The following is a 13,850-nucleotide window of genomic DNA, read 5'->3' on the forward strand; positions in this document are numbered from 1 at the left end:
GCGATGCGCCAGCGCCCGTCGCGCCCGTCGGAGTCCTCGGCGCGTTCCACGTCCTGGCCCGCGACCAGGGCCAGCAGGCCAACAGCGTTCGCCGCTTTCTCGCCCAGGTTCTGCTCGGGCAGATACCCGAGCAGGTTCAGGGCGTCGGTGACCAGCGCGTCCACCAGCGTGGCGCGGGCCGTCTCGTCGTCCCAGGCGATCCTCGGCTTGCCCGGGTCGGTGTAGTCGTGCGCCCGGCAGTGCTCCGCGGCCACCTCCTGGGCGCCGGGGACCTCGCGGATCACCCGGCGGATCGCGGAGATGATCTGGGTGACAGTGTCCTGGGTGGCCACCGCGTCATCGAGCACCGTGGAGTCCAAAGCGCGCCGCTGCCTGGCCTTGAGTACACCGGTCGCGGCCACGACTTCCTTGACCTTGGTGAAGATCCGCATCGGATCGGCAGAGTGACGCAGCCGTCGCCGGAAGTACGTCAGCAGCGACGGATCGAACGCGGTGTCGTACAGTCCGAGCCCGCAAGCCGCCTTCCACCGCAGGTCACACCGCAACTCCTGGACCGTCTCGAAGTCCGAAAGCCCCTGCAGGCTCTGCAGCACCACCGTCGCGGCCAGCACCTGCGGCGGCAGATTCGGACGACCGTTGGACGACGGATACATGTCCGCGAACATCCCCGGCGGGAACAGCACCTCACGGTGCTCGGCCAGGAACGCGAACACACTCCCGGCCGGGATCAACTCCCGGCAGGTCTCCCACACATCCGGCCCCACCAGCTCCCCGGCCCATTCCCCCTGCATGCCTACAAGACTGGCCCCAACTCGACCGAGCCGGGGCCAAAACCCGAGATTTTCAGCAGTCTTCTAGGCGATCAAGTCTGGGCGCGGCCCGAACGCTCTGCCGCACCGGGGGATGGAGATCGGCCAGCGGGCGGCGCCCTCGATCGTCCGCAGGGTGCGGGCGGCCTTGTCAGGGTCGCGGTGTCCGGTCCAGCCACAATCTGCGCCGTCCAAGGCCCCCACCATGTGCCCCCGGTTTCGTGGGTGAGGTTGAGGGTGTCGGCGTTGTAGGCCACCGCAAACTTCGTCAGCGTCGCGGCCTCGACTCACGCCCTGACCGGGCTTCCAGCCCGCGTCGCGGGGCGCCCACAGCACAGCTCGTGCAGGAGGCAGCCAAGCACGTAACGGGGGAGCGCGCAGGCACGACGGCCCCAGTCGACCGGGCGCCCGCGTCGTCCGTACAGCCTGGCCAGCTCGGCCGGACCCGCCCACCCGTCTGTCCCGCGCGCACGACCGGCCTGCGCGGCCGCCGTACAACCGGTCCGCGGCCCGCACGGTCAGTCCACCGGGGAGACACGAATGAGGTTGCCGTCGGGGTCGGTGACGACGAAGGTACGGCCGAAGACCTCGTCGTACGGTTCCTCGAGGACCGTCACACCCTTGGCGCGCCACTGCTCGTAGACCTCGTCGATCGCGGCGGCGCCGCCCGGAACCATGAGTCCGACCTCGGACGTGCGCGGGGTCGCAGGCGTCACGTTGTCGCTGTGCCCGCTCCACAGCGCGAACAGCACTCCGGGCGCCACCTCGAACGGCACGTAGCGCGGCGTCGTGACGACCGGCTCGATCTCGAACAGGTCGCTGTAGAAGCGCGTGGCCCGTTCGACGTCGGTCACATAGATAAGGAACAGATTGGGGTTCGCCATGGTGTTGCCTCTCCTTCGATCCGGACAGTCGCCCGCGTCGGTGGCGGGTTGCCATGTCTGCGACACTGGCACATAAACATGACACTTCACGTCGTGTTTATAGGGAGGTGGACCCACGAACCGAGGTGATCCCATGAATCGGCAGCAACGGCTGCTCGCGATGCTCGCCGCTCTCCAGGCGAGACGGCGCACCACCGCGAAGGAGCTGGCGACGGAGTTCGGGGTATCGGTGCGCACAGTGTTGCGGGACGTCGAAGCACTGGCCGCCGCCGAGGTCCCCGTCTTCACCGAGCAGGGCAGATACGGCGGGATCGTTCTGCTCCCCGGCACTCAGCTCGACGTGTCCCGCCTGAGCGACACCGAGGCGGAACTGCTCACCGTGCTCGGAGTCGACCTCGTCCAGGCGCGCAAGCTAGGCATGGAAGCCGCCGCACGCAGCGCCACCGACAAGCTCACGGCACGGGGCATCCCTCAGCGGCGAGCGGCCTCGCCGAAGAGCGACCTGATTCCGTTGGCGGAGGTCGTCGCCGTCGATCACCGGGCCTGGTTCGTCCCGGACGAGGACGAAGAGGCGGACATCGCCTCCCTCACGCGTGATCTGCGCCGTGGACTACGCCTGCGCGTCCGTTACCGACGCAGTGGCGCCCCGCGCCACCGGCCGATCGTCGTCGACCCTTACGGGGTGCTCCTGCGCGCCGGCCGCTGGTACCTCGTCGCAGATACGGACGGTGAACCGCGTATGTACGCGCTCAGCCGCCTCGTGGGCTGGGAAGTGTTGGACGAACCCCGCAGGCTACGCGCGAACACCACGCTCACCGAGCTCGCCGGGACACTCCCTGCGGGTCTGGAGGAGGCGCGGGACGTCGTTGTGACCGTGCGGCTGGACGCGGACCGCCTCGACATTGCCAAACGGATCCTTGGCAAACGCCTGCTGAGCAGGGGACCGGCCGACACCGACGCCGACGGCGCCGTCTTGGTACGGGTCGGCTATGACCGGCTCGACGGGGTGCGTCAACTCCTCCAGTTCAGTGACCACTTCGAGGTCATCAACCCGCCCGCGGCGCGGGAACTCATCGCGCGCCTCGCCGAAGCGATCGCGCACCGACATCGCACTCCGAGCCCTTGACGCCCGGGCGACGGGCCTTGTTGTCCGCGCCTGGTGTTTGTGGGTAGTGGTCAGGGCGTTGAGCTGGGATATTCAGATGGCTGGTTCGGGCCGCGGCGGTGATGTACGGGTGTCTCGGACGGCTTGGTGGTCTGTGAGCTGGGGTTTGTTGGTGGGTCACTTCTGTTGCGCGTTGCTCGTATCTTGTGCCGTTCGGAAATTCGTCGCTGCTGCTCAGAGTGGGTCTGGTGCGCTACGGGGGCCTCCTGGAACGCTGTCCAGGTGATCGTCTCACTGGTGTATCGGGTTACGCGGAAGCTGCTGTCGGCCCCGGCGGTGCTGTTGCGTCGACGCGCGGCCAGGGATGCCGAGTTGTTGGTGCTGCGGCAGGAGGGCGCGGTGCTGCGCAGGCAGCTCACCGGTCCGGTGCGGTACGAGCCGTCGGACCGGATCTGGTTCGCTGCGCTGTCCGCGTTGTTCCCGCGACGCCGATGGGCGCGGGTGTTCCCGGTCACGCCCGCGACCGTGCTCGTGTGGCACCGCAGGCTCATCGCGGTCAAATGGGACTACAGCAAGCGCCGCTGGAGGCCAGGCAGGCCACCGATCGCCGGCGCGGTGAAGGCGCTGGTGCTGCGGCTGGCCCAGGAGAATCCGCGTTGGGGCTGTCGACGGGGCCAGGGCGAACTCGCTCGCCTCGGACATCCGATCGGTACCACGACGGTCTGGGAGATCCTGACGGCCGCTGGCGTCGATCCAGCCCCACGCCGCAGCAGGCCGACATGGCGCGAGGTTCCGACCGCGCAAGCCGAGGGCCTCATGGCATGCGACTTCTGCACATCGACCTGGTCGTCCTTCGCCGGGTCTACGCGCTGGTTTTCTTCGGGCACGGCACGCGCCGCCTGCACATCGCTGGTGTGACCGCGCACCCGACCGGGCAGTGGACCGTGCAACAAGCCCGCAACCACGCCGCCGAGCTGGGCCTGCGCCTGGAGTCACTGCGCTTCCTGATTGGCGACCGGGACGCGAAGTACACCGAGTCCTTCGGCGCGGTCTTTGCAGCCGACGGCATCGAGGCCGTGTGGACCGCGCCGCGGGCTCCTCGGATGAACGCGCACGGTGAACGGGTCGTCGGAACCCTTCGGCGTGAAGTCCTCGACCACCTGCTGATCCGGAACGAGACCCATGCCCGCCAGGTCCTGGACGCCTGCGCCCGACAGTACAACTGCCATCGCCCACATCAGGCTCGGGGACAGCTTCCGCCTCTCGCGCAGGAGCACCCGGCACCTAAAACCGAGCTGATTACGCACCGAGTCCTCCGCCGCCGAGTACTCGGCGGCGTCATAAACGAGTACGGGTACGCCGCCTGATCAGCGGCGACGAGTTTCCGAACGGCACACGACGACCCCGACGGCCGCGCCGACCTCGAAGCGCAGTTCGCGGACGCGGTCCGCGAATGAGCCGCGCCGCCGACGGCCCGCACCCGCACCCGCTCACCCCGGCCGACCTCCCGGCCGGAGACCAGTGGGCCCACGGCTGCCCCGACTGCCACCTGCCGATCCAGGGCGGAAGCGCCGGCCTTGCCGCGCACCGCCGCACCGTCCACAACCCCGACGACGATCCGCGCACCTGTACGGTCACCTACAGTACGGTTCTTGGGGCTACAGGTGAATTGGGCGAAGTACAAGCCCCGCGCCAACCGTTGTGGGAAGGTGAAGATTGGCTCAGGCACCGCAATGCTTCCTACCAAGGAGACCGGTTGGCGCTACTGGTCGACGAGTTCATGACGCCGCAACGGCGCCCTTGGCGGCGCAGCCTTGCCCTCTGTTGTGTTTCCCTGCTGTCCGTTGCCCTCGCCGCTGGTTGCAAGAGCGAATCCGGCGGGCCAACAGGGCCGAGCGCGTCGGAGAGCAGTCCAGGGCAGCAACGGAAGCACCCCTCCGGAACGTCTGGCCGCGGTGAGGAGAGGCTCGGTAAGCAGGTTCAGGAAGCGCTCGGCACAGAGGAAGTCAGCGACAGAGATCCGCTATTTGTCGAGGCTGGCCTTGAACGTGTCAGCGATGGAATTCACACCGAACCGGAGCTGATACGGGGGCGCTCGTACAAGCTAGCGGTCGCCTGTGCCGGAAAGGGCAAGATCACCCTGTCCGTAGCCCTGAAGAACCCGGTCCGCCAAACCGTGGACTGCGACGGCGCCCCACTTCGCCAGCGCCTGACAGCCTCAGTGGCCAAGGTCAGGATCGACGCAGAGGGGATGTCAGGGGCCGCAGGGATGGTTGCCTGGCGCTTGGACAAGGCCGACAAGTAAGGCCGACCGGCAGTAGGCGTGTGTAGGCCGCTGATCGCCACCCCGGACGCAAGGCAGGCACGAGCCCGAGGTGATCATGGAGTCCTACCTTTCTTGATGTGGGTCTGAGCTGGTCATTCGTAAGATCGGCGGGGCCCAGGGGTTCCGGATATGGCTGTCATGGAGTCGCCGCTGGATGGCTCAGAGAACTTGGCCGCCCGGAACCCCGCGACGACTCGACCGCTAATTGGGAGACGCGACGCGATCGCTTTGTAGGACAACGTCGGCGAGGTCGTCTGCTGGGTTGGTGTACGACGAGCTGACGGAGGTGGCTGTGCCCGAGATCTGGGCCGGAGTGGACATCGGCAAGGAACATCACCACTGCGTGGTGATCGACGCCCAGGGCAAGCGACTGCTGTCGCGTCGGATCCTGAACGCCGAGGCTGAACTGCTCCAGCTCATCGCTGACGTACTGGAGCTGTCGCGGAATGTGCTGTGGGCGGTGGACATCAACCACGGCGGGGCCGCGCTCCTGCTCGGTCTGCTGGTCAGCCACGACCAGCACATCACCTACATCACCGGCCTGGCCATCCACCGTGCATCGGCCGGCTACCGGGGCCAGGCCAAGACCGACGCGAAGGACGCCTTCGTCATCGCCGACCAGGCACGCATGCGCACCGACCTCGGTGTCCTGCGGCCCGGCGACGAGATATCGGTCGACCTGCGCACGCTGGTTACCCGCCGCACCGATCTGGTCTGCGACCGGACTCGGCAGATCAATCGCCTGCGCGCCCAACTCTTGGAAATCTTTCCTGCGTTGGAACGCTCGTTGGACCTGACGAAGAAGGGGCCAGTCCTGTTGCTGACCGGCTACCAGACCCCGGGCGCGATCCGTCGCGCCGGCGCCTCCCGGATCGCGACGTGGTTGAAAAACCGCAAGGTCCGCAACAGCGCGGCCCTGGCCCGGACTGTCGTGGAGGCCGCCGAGGCCCAGTTCACCGCACTGCCCGGGGAGAAACTCGCGGCCACCATGGTGGCCCGCCTGGCGAAGGGGGTGATGGCCCTCGATGAGGAGATCACCGAGCTCGAAGCCCTGATCGAGGCCCGGTTTCGCGAGCACCCGCACGCCGAGGTGATTAGAGTCTGCCTGGTATGGGCACCATGCTGAGCGCGGAGTTCCTCGCTGCGACCGGCGGCGACATGGACATCTTCGGCACCGCCGACCGCCTGGCCGGCTACGCCGGCCTCGCACCCGTCCCCCGCGACTCCGGACGCGTCAGCGGCAACCTCCACCGCCCACGCCGCTACCACCGCGGCCTGCTCCGCGCGTTCTACCTCTCGGCCTTCGCCAGCTTGCGGAACTGTCCCGCCTCGAAACAGTTCTATGAGCGCAAGCGGGCCGAGGGCAAGGGGCACAAACAGGCACTGCTGGCACTCGCCCGCCGCCGGGCCAACGTCCTGTGGGCCATGATCCGCGACGGAGCGTGCTACCGAGCTAAACCACCAGTCACGGCAGCGGCTTGACAACGTCATTGGGAAGTTCTCTACGCTCAGTGATCACCGGAGGGCTCGTGCCTCCGGCTTCACGTCCTCGGTACCGTCCACGCAGTTCATGTGAAGGTCGGTTCGATCCCATGACAGGACCCAGATGCCGGTGGCCGCGTGCACGGCTCGCACGCGGCCTCCGGTCTCGGTCTCGATCCAGGCGGGGTGATCAGTCGTCAGGACGTTCATGTGGGTGCTCCTCGTGTTGTGCGGTTGTTGCGCCGTAGCCTCTCGCGTCGAGGTGGGTCTGCGCGCGCGGCCGTGGGAAGTGGGGCGAGTTCAACGGCGGGAAGTACTACGTCCACAAGGTGCCCTTCAGGTAGTCGGATTAAGGGGAGATCCGGCACCGGGCAACGGGGGAGGAAAAGCTGCCCGGCGCTGGAGGATTGGGGCCTGGCCCGCCCGACGAGCCCCTGGGGCGTTGAGGGAGGGCCGGGAAATGGTCAGCCGGAGCGGCGAGGCGCCCTCTCGGCGGATGATCAAGGCGATGGCAGTGAGGAAGACTGCTACTTGGCACGCGCGACGGGACACGGGCCGCTCCGTTCAGGCAATCGAGTCGGGGGTGTGAGGTCATCCAGATCGACGACTGTGAAGTCCTGCAAGCAGCGGACGAGTTGAGAGGCCAGGAACCATCGCAGCTCAGATGTTCGGTAGGGAATGGGCGTGTCGTCCCCGGGCAGTGCCTGGATCCCCCGGGCAGTCCACTGGTAGGGCGTGCCGATGACCCCGTAGAGGGGGGCGCTGCGCACCATCAGAGCGGTGTAGCCCTTCTGGAGTTCTGAACACTGCTCAACTGCAACGCGCAAGTGCGCCAGACAAACCGGGGGCTGCGCGGTGGGGAGGATGTCTCCAGGCCTCGGGACGCCGTTGGCAGCGGGCTCCAGGAACGGGCAGTCCTTCGGTGTCTTGGTGGGTCCTGCGCAGATCTGACAGAGAAGCCGTGTCATCGTCTCGCGCTGCCTGGAGGGGTGGACAAACCCCCACTGCGGCCGTCCGGACGGCAACCCACCCGGGCCGATTTGCTGCGAGCACCGGCCCCACAGGACACCCCGCGAATCGCGGTCCTCCCGACTCTCGTCCCAGTAGCCCAGGGCTGACCTGTCGGCGCGGTCAAAGGTAGCGCGCAGGGCCAGGTGCAACTCGGGTTCCTCGCCTTCACGGATCGTGATGTACGGGACGAGGCGTCTCACCCTGCTCATGCGGCTGCTCCTGCCAGTGCGGCGGGGCGGTGCGGGGAAATGATCCGGCCCTCGGGCAGCAATTCGCCAGTGTCGTCAAAGAGCAAGACACCGTTGCAAAGCAGGGCCCAGCCCAAGATGTCGTCTCGTGCCACGGTCTTGGCTGCCTCGCGGTCCGACGCTTCCGCGGTGGGGCAGGGAGTCTGGTGCTGGCACATGTGCGTCGCATTCCTCTCGGACGTGCTGCGATGGGGCCCTCTCCGGCTGAACCCAGGAACCGTGGTGGAGCGGAGAGGGAGTTTCGGGGTGGAAGTTGGGCAGGCCGGCCGCCCTCGACTGGAGTTGGCGAGGGCGACCGGGGCTCACACCCGTGATCGTCGGGGGAGTGTGAGCCGGTCCTCCATGCTTTCCGCCGATCGGCGCCCGCCGGAGCAGAGCGGGGCGATCGAGGTGGAGCCGGAGGACCCCGATGGAAGGCCGTCTCCACAGAGCGTCACGACAGCTCCGTGGAGGCGACCGGTTCGAGGCGTCACCCGACGTCCTTGATGTACCGAGCCTCGATCAGTTTCTCGACGAGGTCGGAGGTCACGAAAGCCATGCATCGGGCCATCCCGACGGCCTGCTGATGGTCGGCTGGCAGGTGCGCATCCTGCATGGGGCGTCCTCGCTCGATGAGCTGCGTCATTTCATCGGTGGGCGGGAACTTGGGGTCGGCTACCGCGATGACGCTGAGCCTTGTGAGATGGGTACGCAAGCGCTCGATAAGCGCCGGGGTCGCGGCCTCGGGCGGCGGCTGGTTTCCGATCGTCGTGTCGACGTCGTCGAAGATCGCTTCGACGTCGAGCGGAGACCATGCAGTGATCCGCTTCAGGACGTGCCTCAGGGCGTCCGCGTCGAGCGGAGGCGTCCACTTCGGGATGCTGGGCGTAGGAGAGGCGACGGGCTTCTCCCGAACCGGAGCGGTGAGAGAGATCGTCGTGCTGGCACCAGACCTGGCCGCATGGTGGCGCGCACGGTCTTCCCGCCGTCAGCAGGGAACCAGGTGATGGCGGCGCCGAGCCGCTTGGCTCCCCACAGACCGCGCCCCAGCTCTCCGGCAACAGCCCTGTCGAAGTCTGGAAAGGCCGGGTCCGGGTCCGTGACGTCGATGAGGAGTTCGCCGGCCACGGCGATGCGCAACCAGACGTCGGGGCCCTGCGCAGCCGCCCCGGGCGTGAGGGCGTGCTTCATCGCGTTGTTCACCAGGACGTACAGCACAGCGATCGCGGTGTGCTGCTCGCCAGTGTTCTCGGTCATGCTGCGCTCGGTCGCTCCGGCTGAGAACTAGGCGGTTTCGTTTGGATCGCTCGGTCGTTGGACCGGGTGTGCCGTTAACAGATGCGCAATGGGCGCGGATCGAGCCGTTGCTCCCGGTCCGTACGCCGAAGCAGGGTGGCCGCTGGCGGGATCACCGTGAGGTGATCGACGCGATCGCCTTCAAGTTCCAGAGCGGAACGCAGTGGGTGCACCCTCCGGAGAAGTACGGCAACTGGCGAGGCATCTACAACCGGCTGCGGATGTGGGCCGTCGACGGCACCTGGGAGCGGGTGTTCACCGCGCTGATGGCCCAGACCGGCGCCGATGAGGACTTGGCCTGGGCCGTGTCGGTGGACTCCACGGTCGTGCGGGCTCACCAGCACGCTGCCGGGGCCCGCAAAAAGGGGCCCCGGTCGGCGAACCTGTTGACCACGCCATCGGTCGGTCCCGCGGCGGACTGACCACGAAGATCCCCCTCGCTGTCGATGCCCACTGTCGGCCTCTGGCGTTCGTCCTCACCGCCGGGCAGGCCGGTGACGCACCCGCCTTCACGGACGTCATGGCTCGCTTGTGTGTTCCCCGGCGGCGTGGTCGTCCGCGCGGCGGCCAGCGCCCGTTTCGCCTGCGCGAGGGCGAGCACGGGCTTGGTGGCGAATGCGTGATCCTTAGGGAAACCTGCCGTCGCCATCCGCGCCGGATCTTCGAACCAGTCGGCCTGCACGTACAGGTCCCGGTCGATGAGGGCGTGGCCCGCTTGGTCACGTACGTCGTGTACACGGCGACGATCACGTTCTCGATCGTGCCGGAATCTTGCCGACCCACGGCCGCGGTCTTCGTCCCCTTCTTCGCCTGCCCTGTCTCGTCGAAGATCAGGACCCCGCCGTCGGCGCCGAGGTGCCGGGTCAGGAACGCGCGCACCATGTTTCTCGCGGTGTCCTCCTCCCAGCGGGCGCGTTCGAGCAGGTGATGCGGGCGATACGGCCGGTCCAGGCCGACTGCCTCCGCGATCGACCAGCAGTTGCCCGCAACGCCCGGCATGAGCTAACCCGCGCAGGTGCAACACTCCGTTGGTCCGCAGGTCGCGGCGGCGGTAGACCGGCGCGAGGTCTGCGGCGAATACCGCTTCCATCTGCTCGGGATCTGCACTGCGGCGCAGTGCAGATCCCGAGCAGATCGTCACCGTGCGCGGGGCCTGTCACCTCCGATAGCGCTGTGCCACTGCCGCGAAGGCGGCCTTGGGTTCCCATTCCATGTCGGGGTAGGTCTGCCCCCGGCGCCCTTCGAGGAGTTTGACGATGCCCAGGCCGGCCCGGTCCAAGTCTTCCCTGGGGTCGCCGTCCGGACGATGCGGGTAGCCAGGCAAGGCGAACAAGAACACGAACGCGCTGTCCACGCCCTCGGTCTCGAAGATCTCCAGCAGTTCGCTCAAATATGCGGCCTGGCCGGCTTCGTCACGCTCATATATGCCGTTCAGTCGTACAGGGGCCTTGGTCTCCGGGTCGTACTCGACCACTTCCAGCACCCGCCCACCGCGGTCTCCCGCACTGCGGTAGGCCGCGGTGCCGAACCCGGTGATGGCGAGCGGCTTCGGGCCTTGGGCCAGGGTGCGCACCGCGTCCCGGAACCGGTCGGCGACCTCGGCGGAGCGGATCAGCTCGAACGTCACAATGTCGAAGGGAGTCCAGTCGACCTGCTCGAACTGGATGGACGCGTAGGTGAGCCTGCCCTGGAAGCGCTCGCGGACCGTGGCCGCGGCGTCGCGGAGAAATGTGTTGATGCGCGCGCCGAGCTCGCGCATCGCTTCGGACCGCCGCTCGGGTTGGTTCATCAGCTGCTCGACCCGCTCCTCGGGGCTGTCTCCGGGCAGGAACCCGCGGTTCATCACGCTCAGCTCGACCCCTGCGACGAACACGACTGTGGCGCCCTGCTGCCGGAGCCGTTCCGCTCGCTCGGCACAGTCGCGGAAGAGTGTGAGGATCTGCTCCCGATCCAGCTCCAGCGGATAGGGCGAGAACCAGACCTCCAGGCCGAGTTCGGCAGCGGCACCGGCGGCCAGCTCCAGTCGGTCCGGGTCGCCGCCGATGATCTGGACCGCGTTGCAGTGCAGGTCGTCGCGGATGATGGCGAGCTCGCGCCGGACCACCGCGGGGTCGAAGTGCTCGCGGGATATCTGGCCGTGCACGACGAATCCGGTGTCGTAGGTCATTCCTCTTGCTCGCATGGTGACGTCCTCTCTGTCGGTCTCGGGCGGGTCGAGACTGACAGGAAAAGTGCGTGTGCGCAATTTTGCGTGTGCGCAATTTTGCGTGCGTGTAGCCCTGTGTGGAACGCTGACGCCGTGACGACACCACCGCCAGGGCTGCGGGAGCGGAAGAAGCAGGCCACGCGCGAGGCGCTACGCGAGGCCGCCCTGCGCCTAGCCGTGGAGCGCGGACCCGACCAAGTGCGGGTCGAGGACATCGCCGAAGCGGCCGGGGTCTCGCCCCGCACCTACAACAACTACTTCGCCAGCCGCGAGCAGGCGATCGTCTCGGCTGTTACCGCGGACCGGGAGACACGCATCGCGGCAGCGGTCGCGGCCCGGCCCGCAGGAGTGCGCCTGGCTGACGCCGTCACCGAAGCAGTGGTCGAGCAGTACGCGAACACCGGCGAGCGTGGACACAAGGCGCTGCTGCTGATCCTCACCCAGGCCGCGCTGCGCGACGCGTTCCTCGATACCACCGCCGGCATCGAGCCCCCTCTCACGGCGGTGATCGCCGAACGCCTGGGTGGCGCCGAAGCGCACACGGCTCGCGTCCTCGCGGCAAGCGTGGCCGCGGCGGCTCGCATCGCGTTGGAAGGCTGGCTCCGGCCGGCCGGGAACGCAGAGGCCGCCGGGAGTTTCGCTGCCGGAGGACTGGTCGTGCCCTCCGGCTCTCTGCCCGACCAGCTCCGCGCGGCGCTGGCCCCGCTCGCGCCCGCGTTCGACGCCGCCGAGCAACACACCCAGCCGTGAAGCCGACCCAACTGGGGCATCCGCTGAACAAACAGTAGATCCGGAACATGCTGATGCACCCGGCCATCATCCTCGGCAGCCGATTTAACGCTGAGAGCCTCTCTATCGGATGCGGCCTCCCGATACCTGTCGACAGCCGACATCGCCCCGATCCCCACGAGGAGCCCGAGGGGGAGTTCTAGCCACTCCAGATCGCGGCCGAGCGGGTGCCATTCAGGAAGGTGCGTGGCCTCAAACGGGACGGAGACAAAGGCGCTTGCCAACGTCACCACGGCCGCAACGGCACAGAGAATCACGAGACGAGCATTGAGGGCCTGCTGACAAAGGGATCTCAGGTGCGTTTGATGATCGCGTGCAACGCCTCGACATGCGCGGTGAACGCGTGGCGGCCCTGGGCGGTGAGCGATAGCCAGGTTCGTGGGCGCTTGCCGACGTACCCCTTGGTGACCTTGACGTAGCCGGCCTTCTCCAGCGTGGCGGCCTGTTTGGACAGCACCGAGTCGCTCACCTCGACGGCGTCGCGTACGTACGCGAACTCCGCTTTCTCGGCCGCCGCGAGCGTCGCCATGATCGAGAACCGAACAGGGGAATGGATGACCTCGTCCAGCGCGTGTCGGGGATGGCTCATACCCGCACCCGCCGGGCCGTCACACAGGCCGCCCCGAATCCGGGCAGCGCGACCAGCGCCGCACCCGGCAGCCACCAGTCCAGGTCGCCGCGGAAGAACGTGATGCCGACGCCGAGCACGAGCCCGTACAACACGGCCCAGATGCCGATCATCACACCGTGCGTCACCGCCATCCCGCGGTGCGCGACCGGCTGCCGCGCCGCGTACACGCTCAGCACACCGATCGCTGGCATCCAGATGGCCATGCTGACCGCGATGCCCAGCGGGCCCTTCAACAGCCCGAGCGCCAGCACCATCGCGAACGACACTGTCCCGTACGCCAGTTGATAACGGACCACCCAGCGTGAGCGCCGGTCCACCGATCTCTTCAGCCGTTGCGCCTGCGCCAGTGCGGCCGCTGGATCCAGTTCGTTCATCGCCATGCCGATACCGCGGCAAGTACTTTCCAAATTGGCAAGTAGTTTCTTCCAGATCGTGATTCAGAGTTGCAACCGGAGGCGACGGGGGAGCTCGCCTTGAGTGTCGCGTTCTGGGCCGGGAGATCGTCGAGTGATGGTCAGGGCTGATCAATAACCGGGGAGACAGGAGTGGGCTCCTGATAGCTGAGATGGTGTTCAAACAGCTCAGCGGCCAGGAGCCCGTAGGTGACTGTCTACTCCTTTACGGCGGTGAACACGACCGGTTGTGGTTCGGACGGGTGTGCGTGTTGGGATCGGACGCCCCGGTATTCGTCGGATCTGACCGACGCCGAATGGGCGGTGCTGGAGCCCGAGGGGCGGGCCGCGATGGCCGAGTTGGTCAAGGCGAGCGGGCGGCCGATGGTGCACGACCTGCGCGCGATGGTGGACGCGATCGGCTACATGGTCCGGTACGGGATCGAGTGGCGGGCTCTGCCGTGCGACTTCCCGCCGCACGCCGCAGTGTATGCGTTCTTCGAACGCTGGTCCCGGCGCGAGCTGCCGCAGCGACTGGTAGACCGGCTGCGCGGCCGGATCCGCATCAAGCTGGGCCGGGCCGAGCTGCCCACAGCCGGATCGATCGATTCCCAGTCGGTCAAGGCCGCCGATACCGTCGGCGCCGCCACCAGGGGATTCGATGGCGGAAAGAAGACATCCGATGCGAAGAA

The 13,850-nt window shown here is 67.6% G+C and carries 13 protein-coding genes and 4 pseudogenes; 7 read left to right on the forward strand and 10 right to left on the reverse strand.

The window, feature by feature from the left end; all coding sequences use genetic code 11:
• A partial coding sequence (locus ACNPQM_RS23815) for a transposase (protein ID WP_418085635.1) occupies nucleotides 1–791 on the reverse strand: 791 nt, incomplete at its 3' end.
• A 536-nt stretch (nucleotides 792–1,327) separates the two neighbouring features.
• Nucleotides 1,328–1,693 carry a VOC family protein gene (locus tag ACNPQM_RS23820; protein ID WP_418085636.1) on the reverse strand — a complete coding sequence of 122 codons (366 nt, stop codon included), beginning with the start codon at nucleotides 1,691–1,693 and terminating at the stop codon, nucleotides 1,328–1,330.
• A 133-nt stretch (nucleotides 1,694–1,826) separates the two neighbouring features.
• Between ACNPQM_RS23820 and ACNPQM_RS23825 the strand changes: the two genes are divergently transcribed.
• From ACNPQM_RS23825 to ACNPQM_RS23840, 4 genes and pseudogenes are all read left to right on the forward strand, one after another.
• On the forward strand, nucleotides 1,827–2,819 hold the full coding sequence (locus tag ACNPQM_RS23825; RefSeq protein WP_418085637.1) for a helix-turn-helix transcriptional regulator: 993 nt from the start codon (nucleotides 1,827–1,829) through the stop codon (nucleotides 2,817–2,819).
• A gap of 261 nt (nucleotides 2,820–3,080) precedes the next feature.
• Nucleotides 3,081–4,165, forward strand: a pseudogene (locus ACNPQM_RS23830) (integrase core domain-containing protein).
• Between the two features lie 86 nt (nucleotides 4,166–4,251).
• Nucleotides 4,252–5,103 (forward strand): hypothetical protein, encoded by an 852-nt coding sequence (locus tag ACNPQM_RS23835; protein WP_418085638.1) that lies wholly within the window; start codon nucleotides 4,252–4,254, stop codon nucleotides 5,101–5,103.
• Nucleotides 5,104–5,410: 307 nt separating this feature from the next.
• A pseudogene (locus ACNPQM_RS23840) lies at nucleotides 5,411–6,606 on the forward strand (IS110 family transposase).
• Nucleotides 6,607–6,639: 33 nt separating this feature from the next.
• Here ACNPQM_RS23840 and ACNPQM_RS23845 read toward each other — a convergent pair.
• The 4 genes from ACNPQM_RS23845 to ACNPQM_RS23860 all read right to left on the reverse strand — a co-directional run bounded on the left by ACNPQM_RS23845 (nucleotide 6,640) and on the right by ACNPQM_RS23860 (nucleotide 9,101).
• Nucleotides 6,640–6,816, reverse strand: a complete 177-nt coding sequence (locus tag ACNPQM_RS23845; RefSeq protein ID WP_418085639.1) for a hypothetical protein — start codon at nucleotides 6,814–6,816, stop codon at nucleotides 6,640–6,642.
• A 1,006-nt stretch (nucleotides 6,817–7,822) separates the two neighbouring features.
• Nucleotides 7,823–8,023, reverse strand: coding sequence for a DUF5999 family protein (locus tag ACNPQM_RS23850; RefSeq protein WP_418085640.1), 201 nt, complete (start codon nucleotides 8,021–8,023; stop codon nucleotides 7,823–7,825).
• 311 nt (nucleotides 8,024–8,334) lie between these two features.
• Nucleotides 8,335–8,778, reverse strand: a complete 444-nt coding sequence (locus ACNPQM_RS23855; RefSeq protein ID WP_418085692.1) for a DUF6415 family natural product biosynthesis protein — start codon at nucleotides 8,776–8,778, stop codon at nucleotides 8,335–8,337.
• Entirely contained in the window at nucleotides 8,685–9,101 is a 417-nt protein-coding gene (locus ACNPQM_RS23860) for an ATP-binding protein (RefSeq protein ID WP_418085641.1), read from the reverse strand. The genes ACNPQM_RS23855 and ACNPQM_RS23860 overlap by 94 nt, the downstream gene beginning before the upstream one ends.
• A 68-nt stretch (nucleotides 9,102–9,169) precedes the next feature.
• Here ACNPQM_RS23860 and ACNPQM_RS23865 point away from each other — a divergent pair, with 68 nt between their 5' ends.
• The gene (locus ACNPQM_RS23865; protein WP_418085642.1) at nucleotides 9,170–9,562 is read left to right on the forward strand and encodes an IS5 family transposase; all 393 of its coding nucleotides are present in this window, start codon (nucleotides 9,170–9,172) and stop codon (nucleotides 9,560–9,562) included.
• A 301-nt stretch (nucleotides 9,563–9,863) separates the two neighbouring features.
• Here the strand turns inward: ACNPQM_RS23865 and ACNPQM_RS23870 are convergent.
• Together ACNPQM_RS23870 and ACNPQM_RS23875 are read right to left on the reverse strand one after the other, a co-directional pair.
• A pseudogene (locus ACNPQM_RS23870) lies at nucleotides 9,864–10,139 on the reverse strand (transposase); the annotation flags it as partial.
• Between the two features lie 157 nt (nucleotides 10,140–10,296).
• Complete coding sequence (locus ACNPQM_RS23875) at nucleotides 10,297–11,307, reverse strand: hypothetical protein (protein WP_418085693.1); 1,011 nt, start codon at nucleotides 11,305–11,307, stop codon at nucleotides 10,297–10,299.
• A 132-nt stretch (nucleotides 11,308–11,439) separates the two neighbouring features.
• Between ACNPQM_RS23875 and ACNPQM_RS23880 the strand changes: the two genes are divergently transcribed.
• Nucleotides 11,440–12,096 (forward strand): TetR/AcrR family transcriptional regulator, encoded by a 657-nt coding sequence (locus ACNPQM_RS23880; protein WP_418085643.1) that lies wholly within the window; start codon nucleotides 11,440–11,442, stop codon nucleotides 12,094–12,096.
• A 331-nt stretch (nucleotides 12,097–12,427) separates the two neighbouring features.
• Here ACNPQM_RS23880 and ACNPQM_RS23885 read toward each other — a convergent pair whose 3' ends face one another.
• Both ACNPQM_RS23885 and ACNPQM_RS23890 read right to left on the reverse strand, forming a co-directional pair.
• Nucleotides 12,428–12,724, reverse strand: coding sequence for a winged helix-turn-helix domain-containing protein (locus ACNPQM_RS23885; RefSeq protein WP_418085644.1), 297 nt, complete (start codon nucleotides 12,722–12,724; stop codon nucleotides 12,428–12,430).
• A complete protein-coding gene (locus ACNPQM_RS23890) occupies nucleotides 12,721–13,140 on the reverse strand; it encodes a hypothetical protein (RefSeq protein ID WP_418085645.1) in 420 nt (139 codons plus the stop codon). The genes ACNPQM_RS23885 and ACNPQM_RS23890 overlap by 4 nt, the downstream gene beginning before the upstream one ends.
• Before the next feature lie 252 nt (nucleotides 13,141–13,392).
• Between ACNPQM_RS23890 and ACNPQM_RS23895 the strand changes: the two are divergent.
• Nucleotides 13,393–13,683 (forward strand): annotated as a pseudogene (locus ACNPQM_RS23895) (transposase); the annotation flags it as partial.
• Nucleotides 13,684–13,850 lie beyond the last annotated feature (167 nt).

Origin of the sequence: Streptomyces sp. NPDC056231, from assembly GCF_048270745.1 — a bacterium.
Lineage (GTDB): Bacteria > Actinomycetota > Actinomycetes > Streptomycetales > Streptomycetaceae > Streptomyces.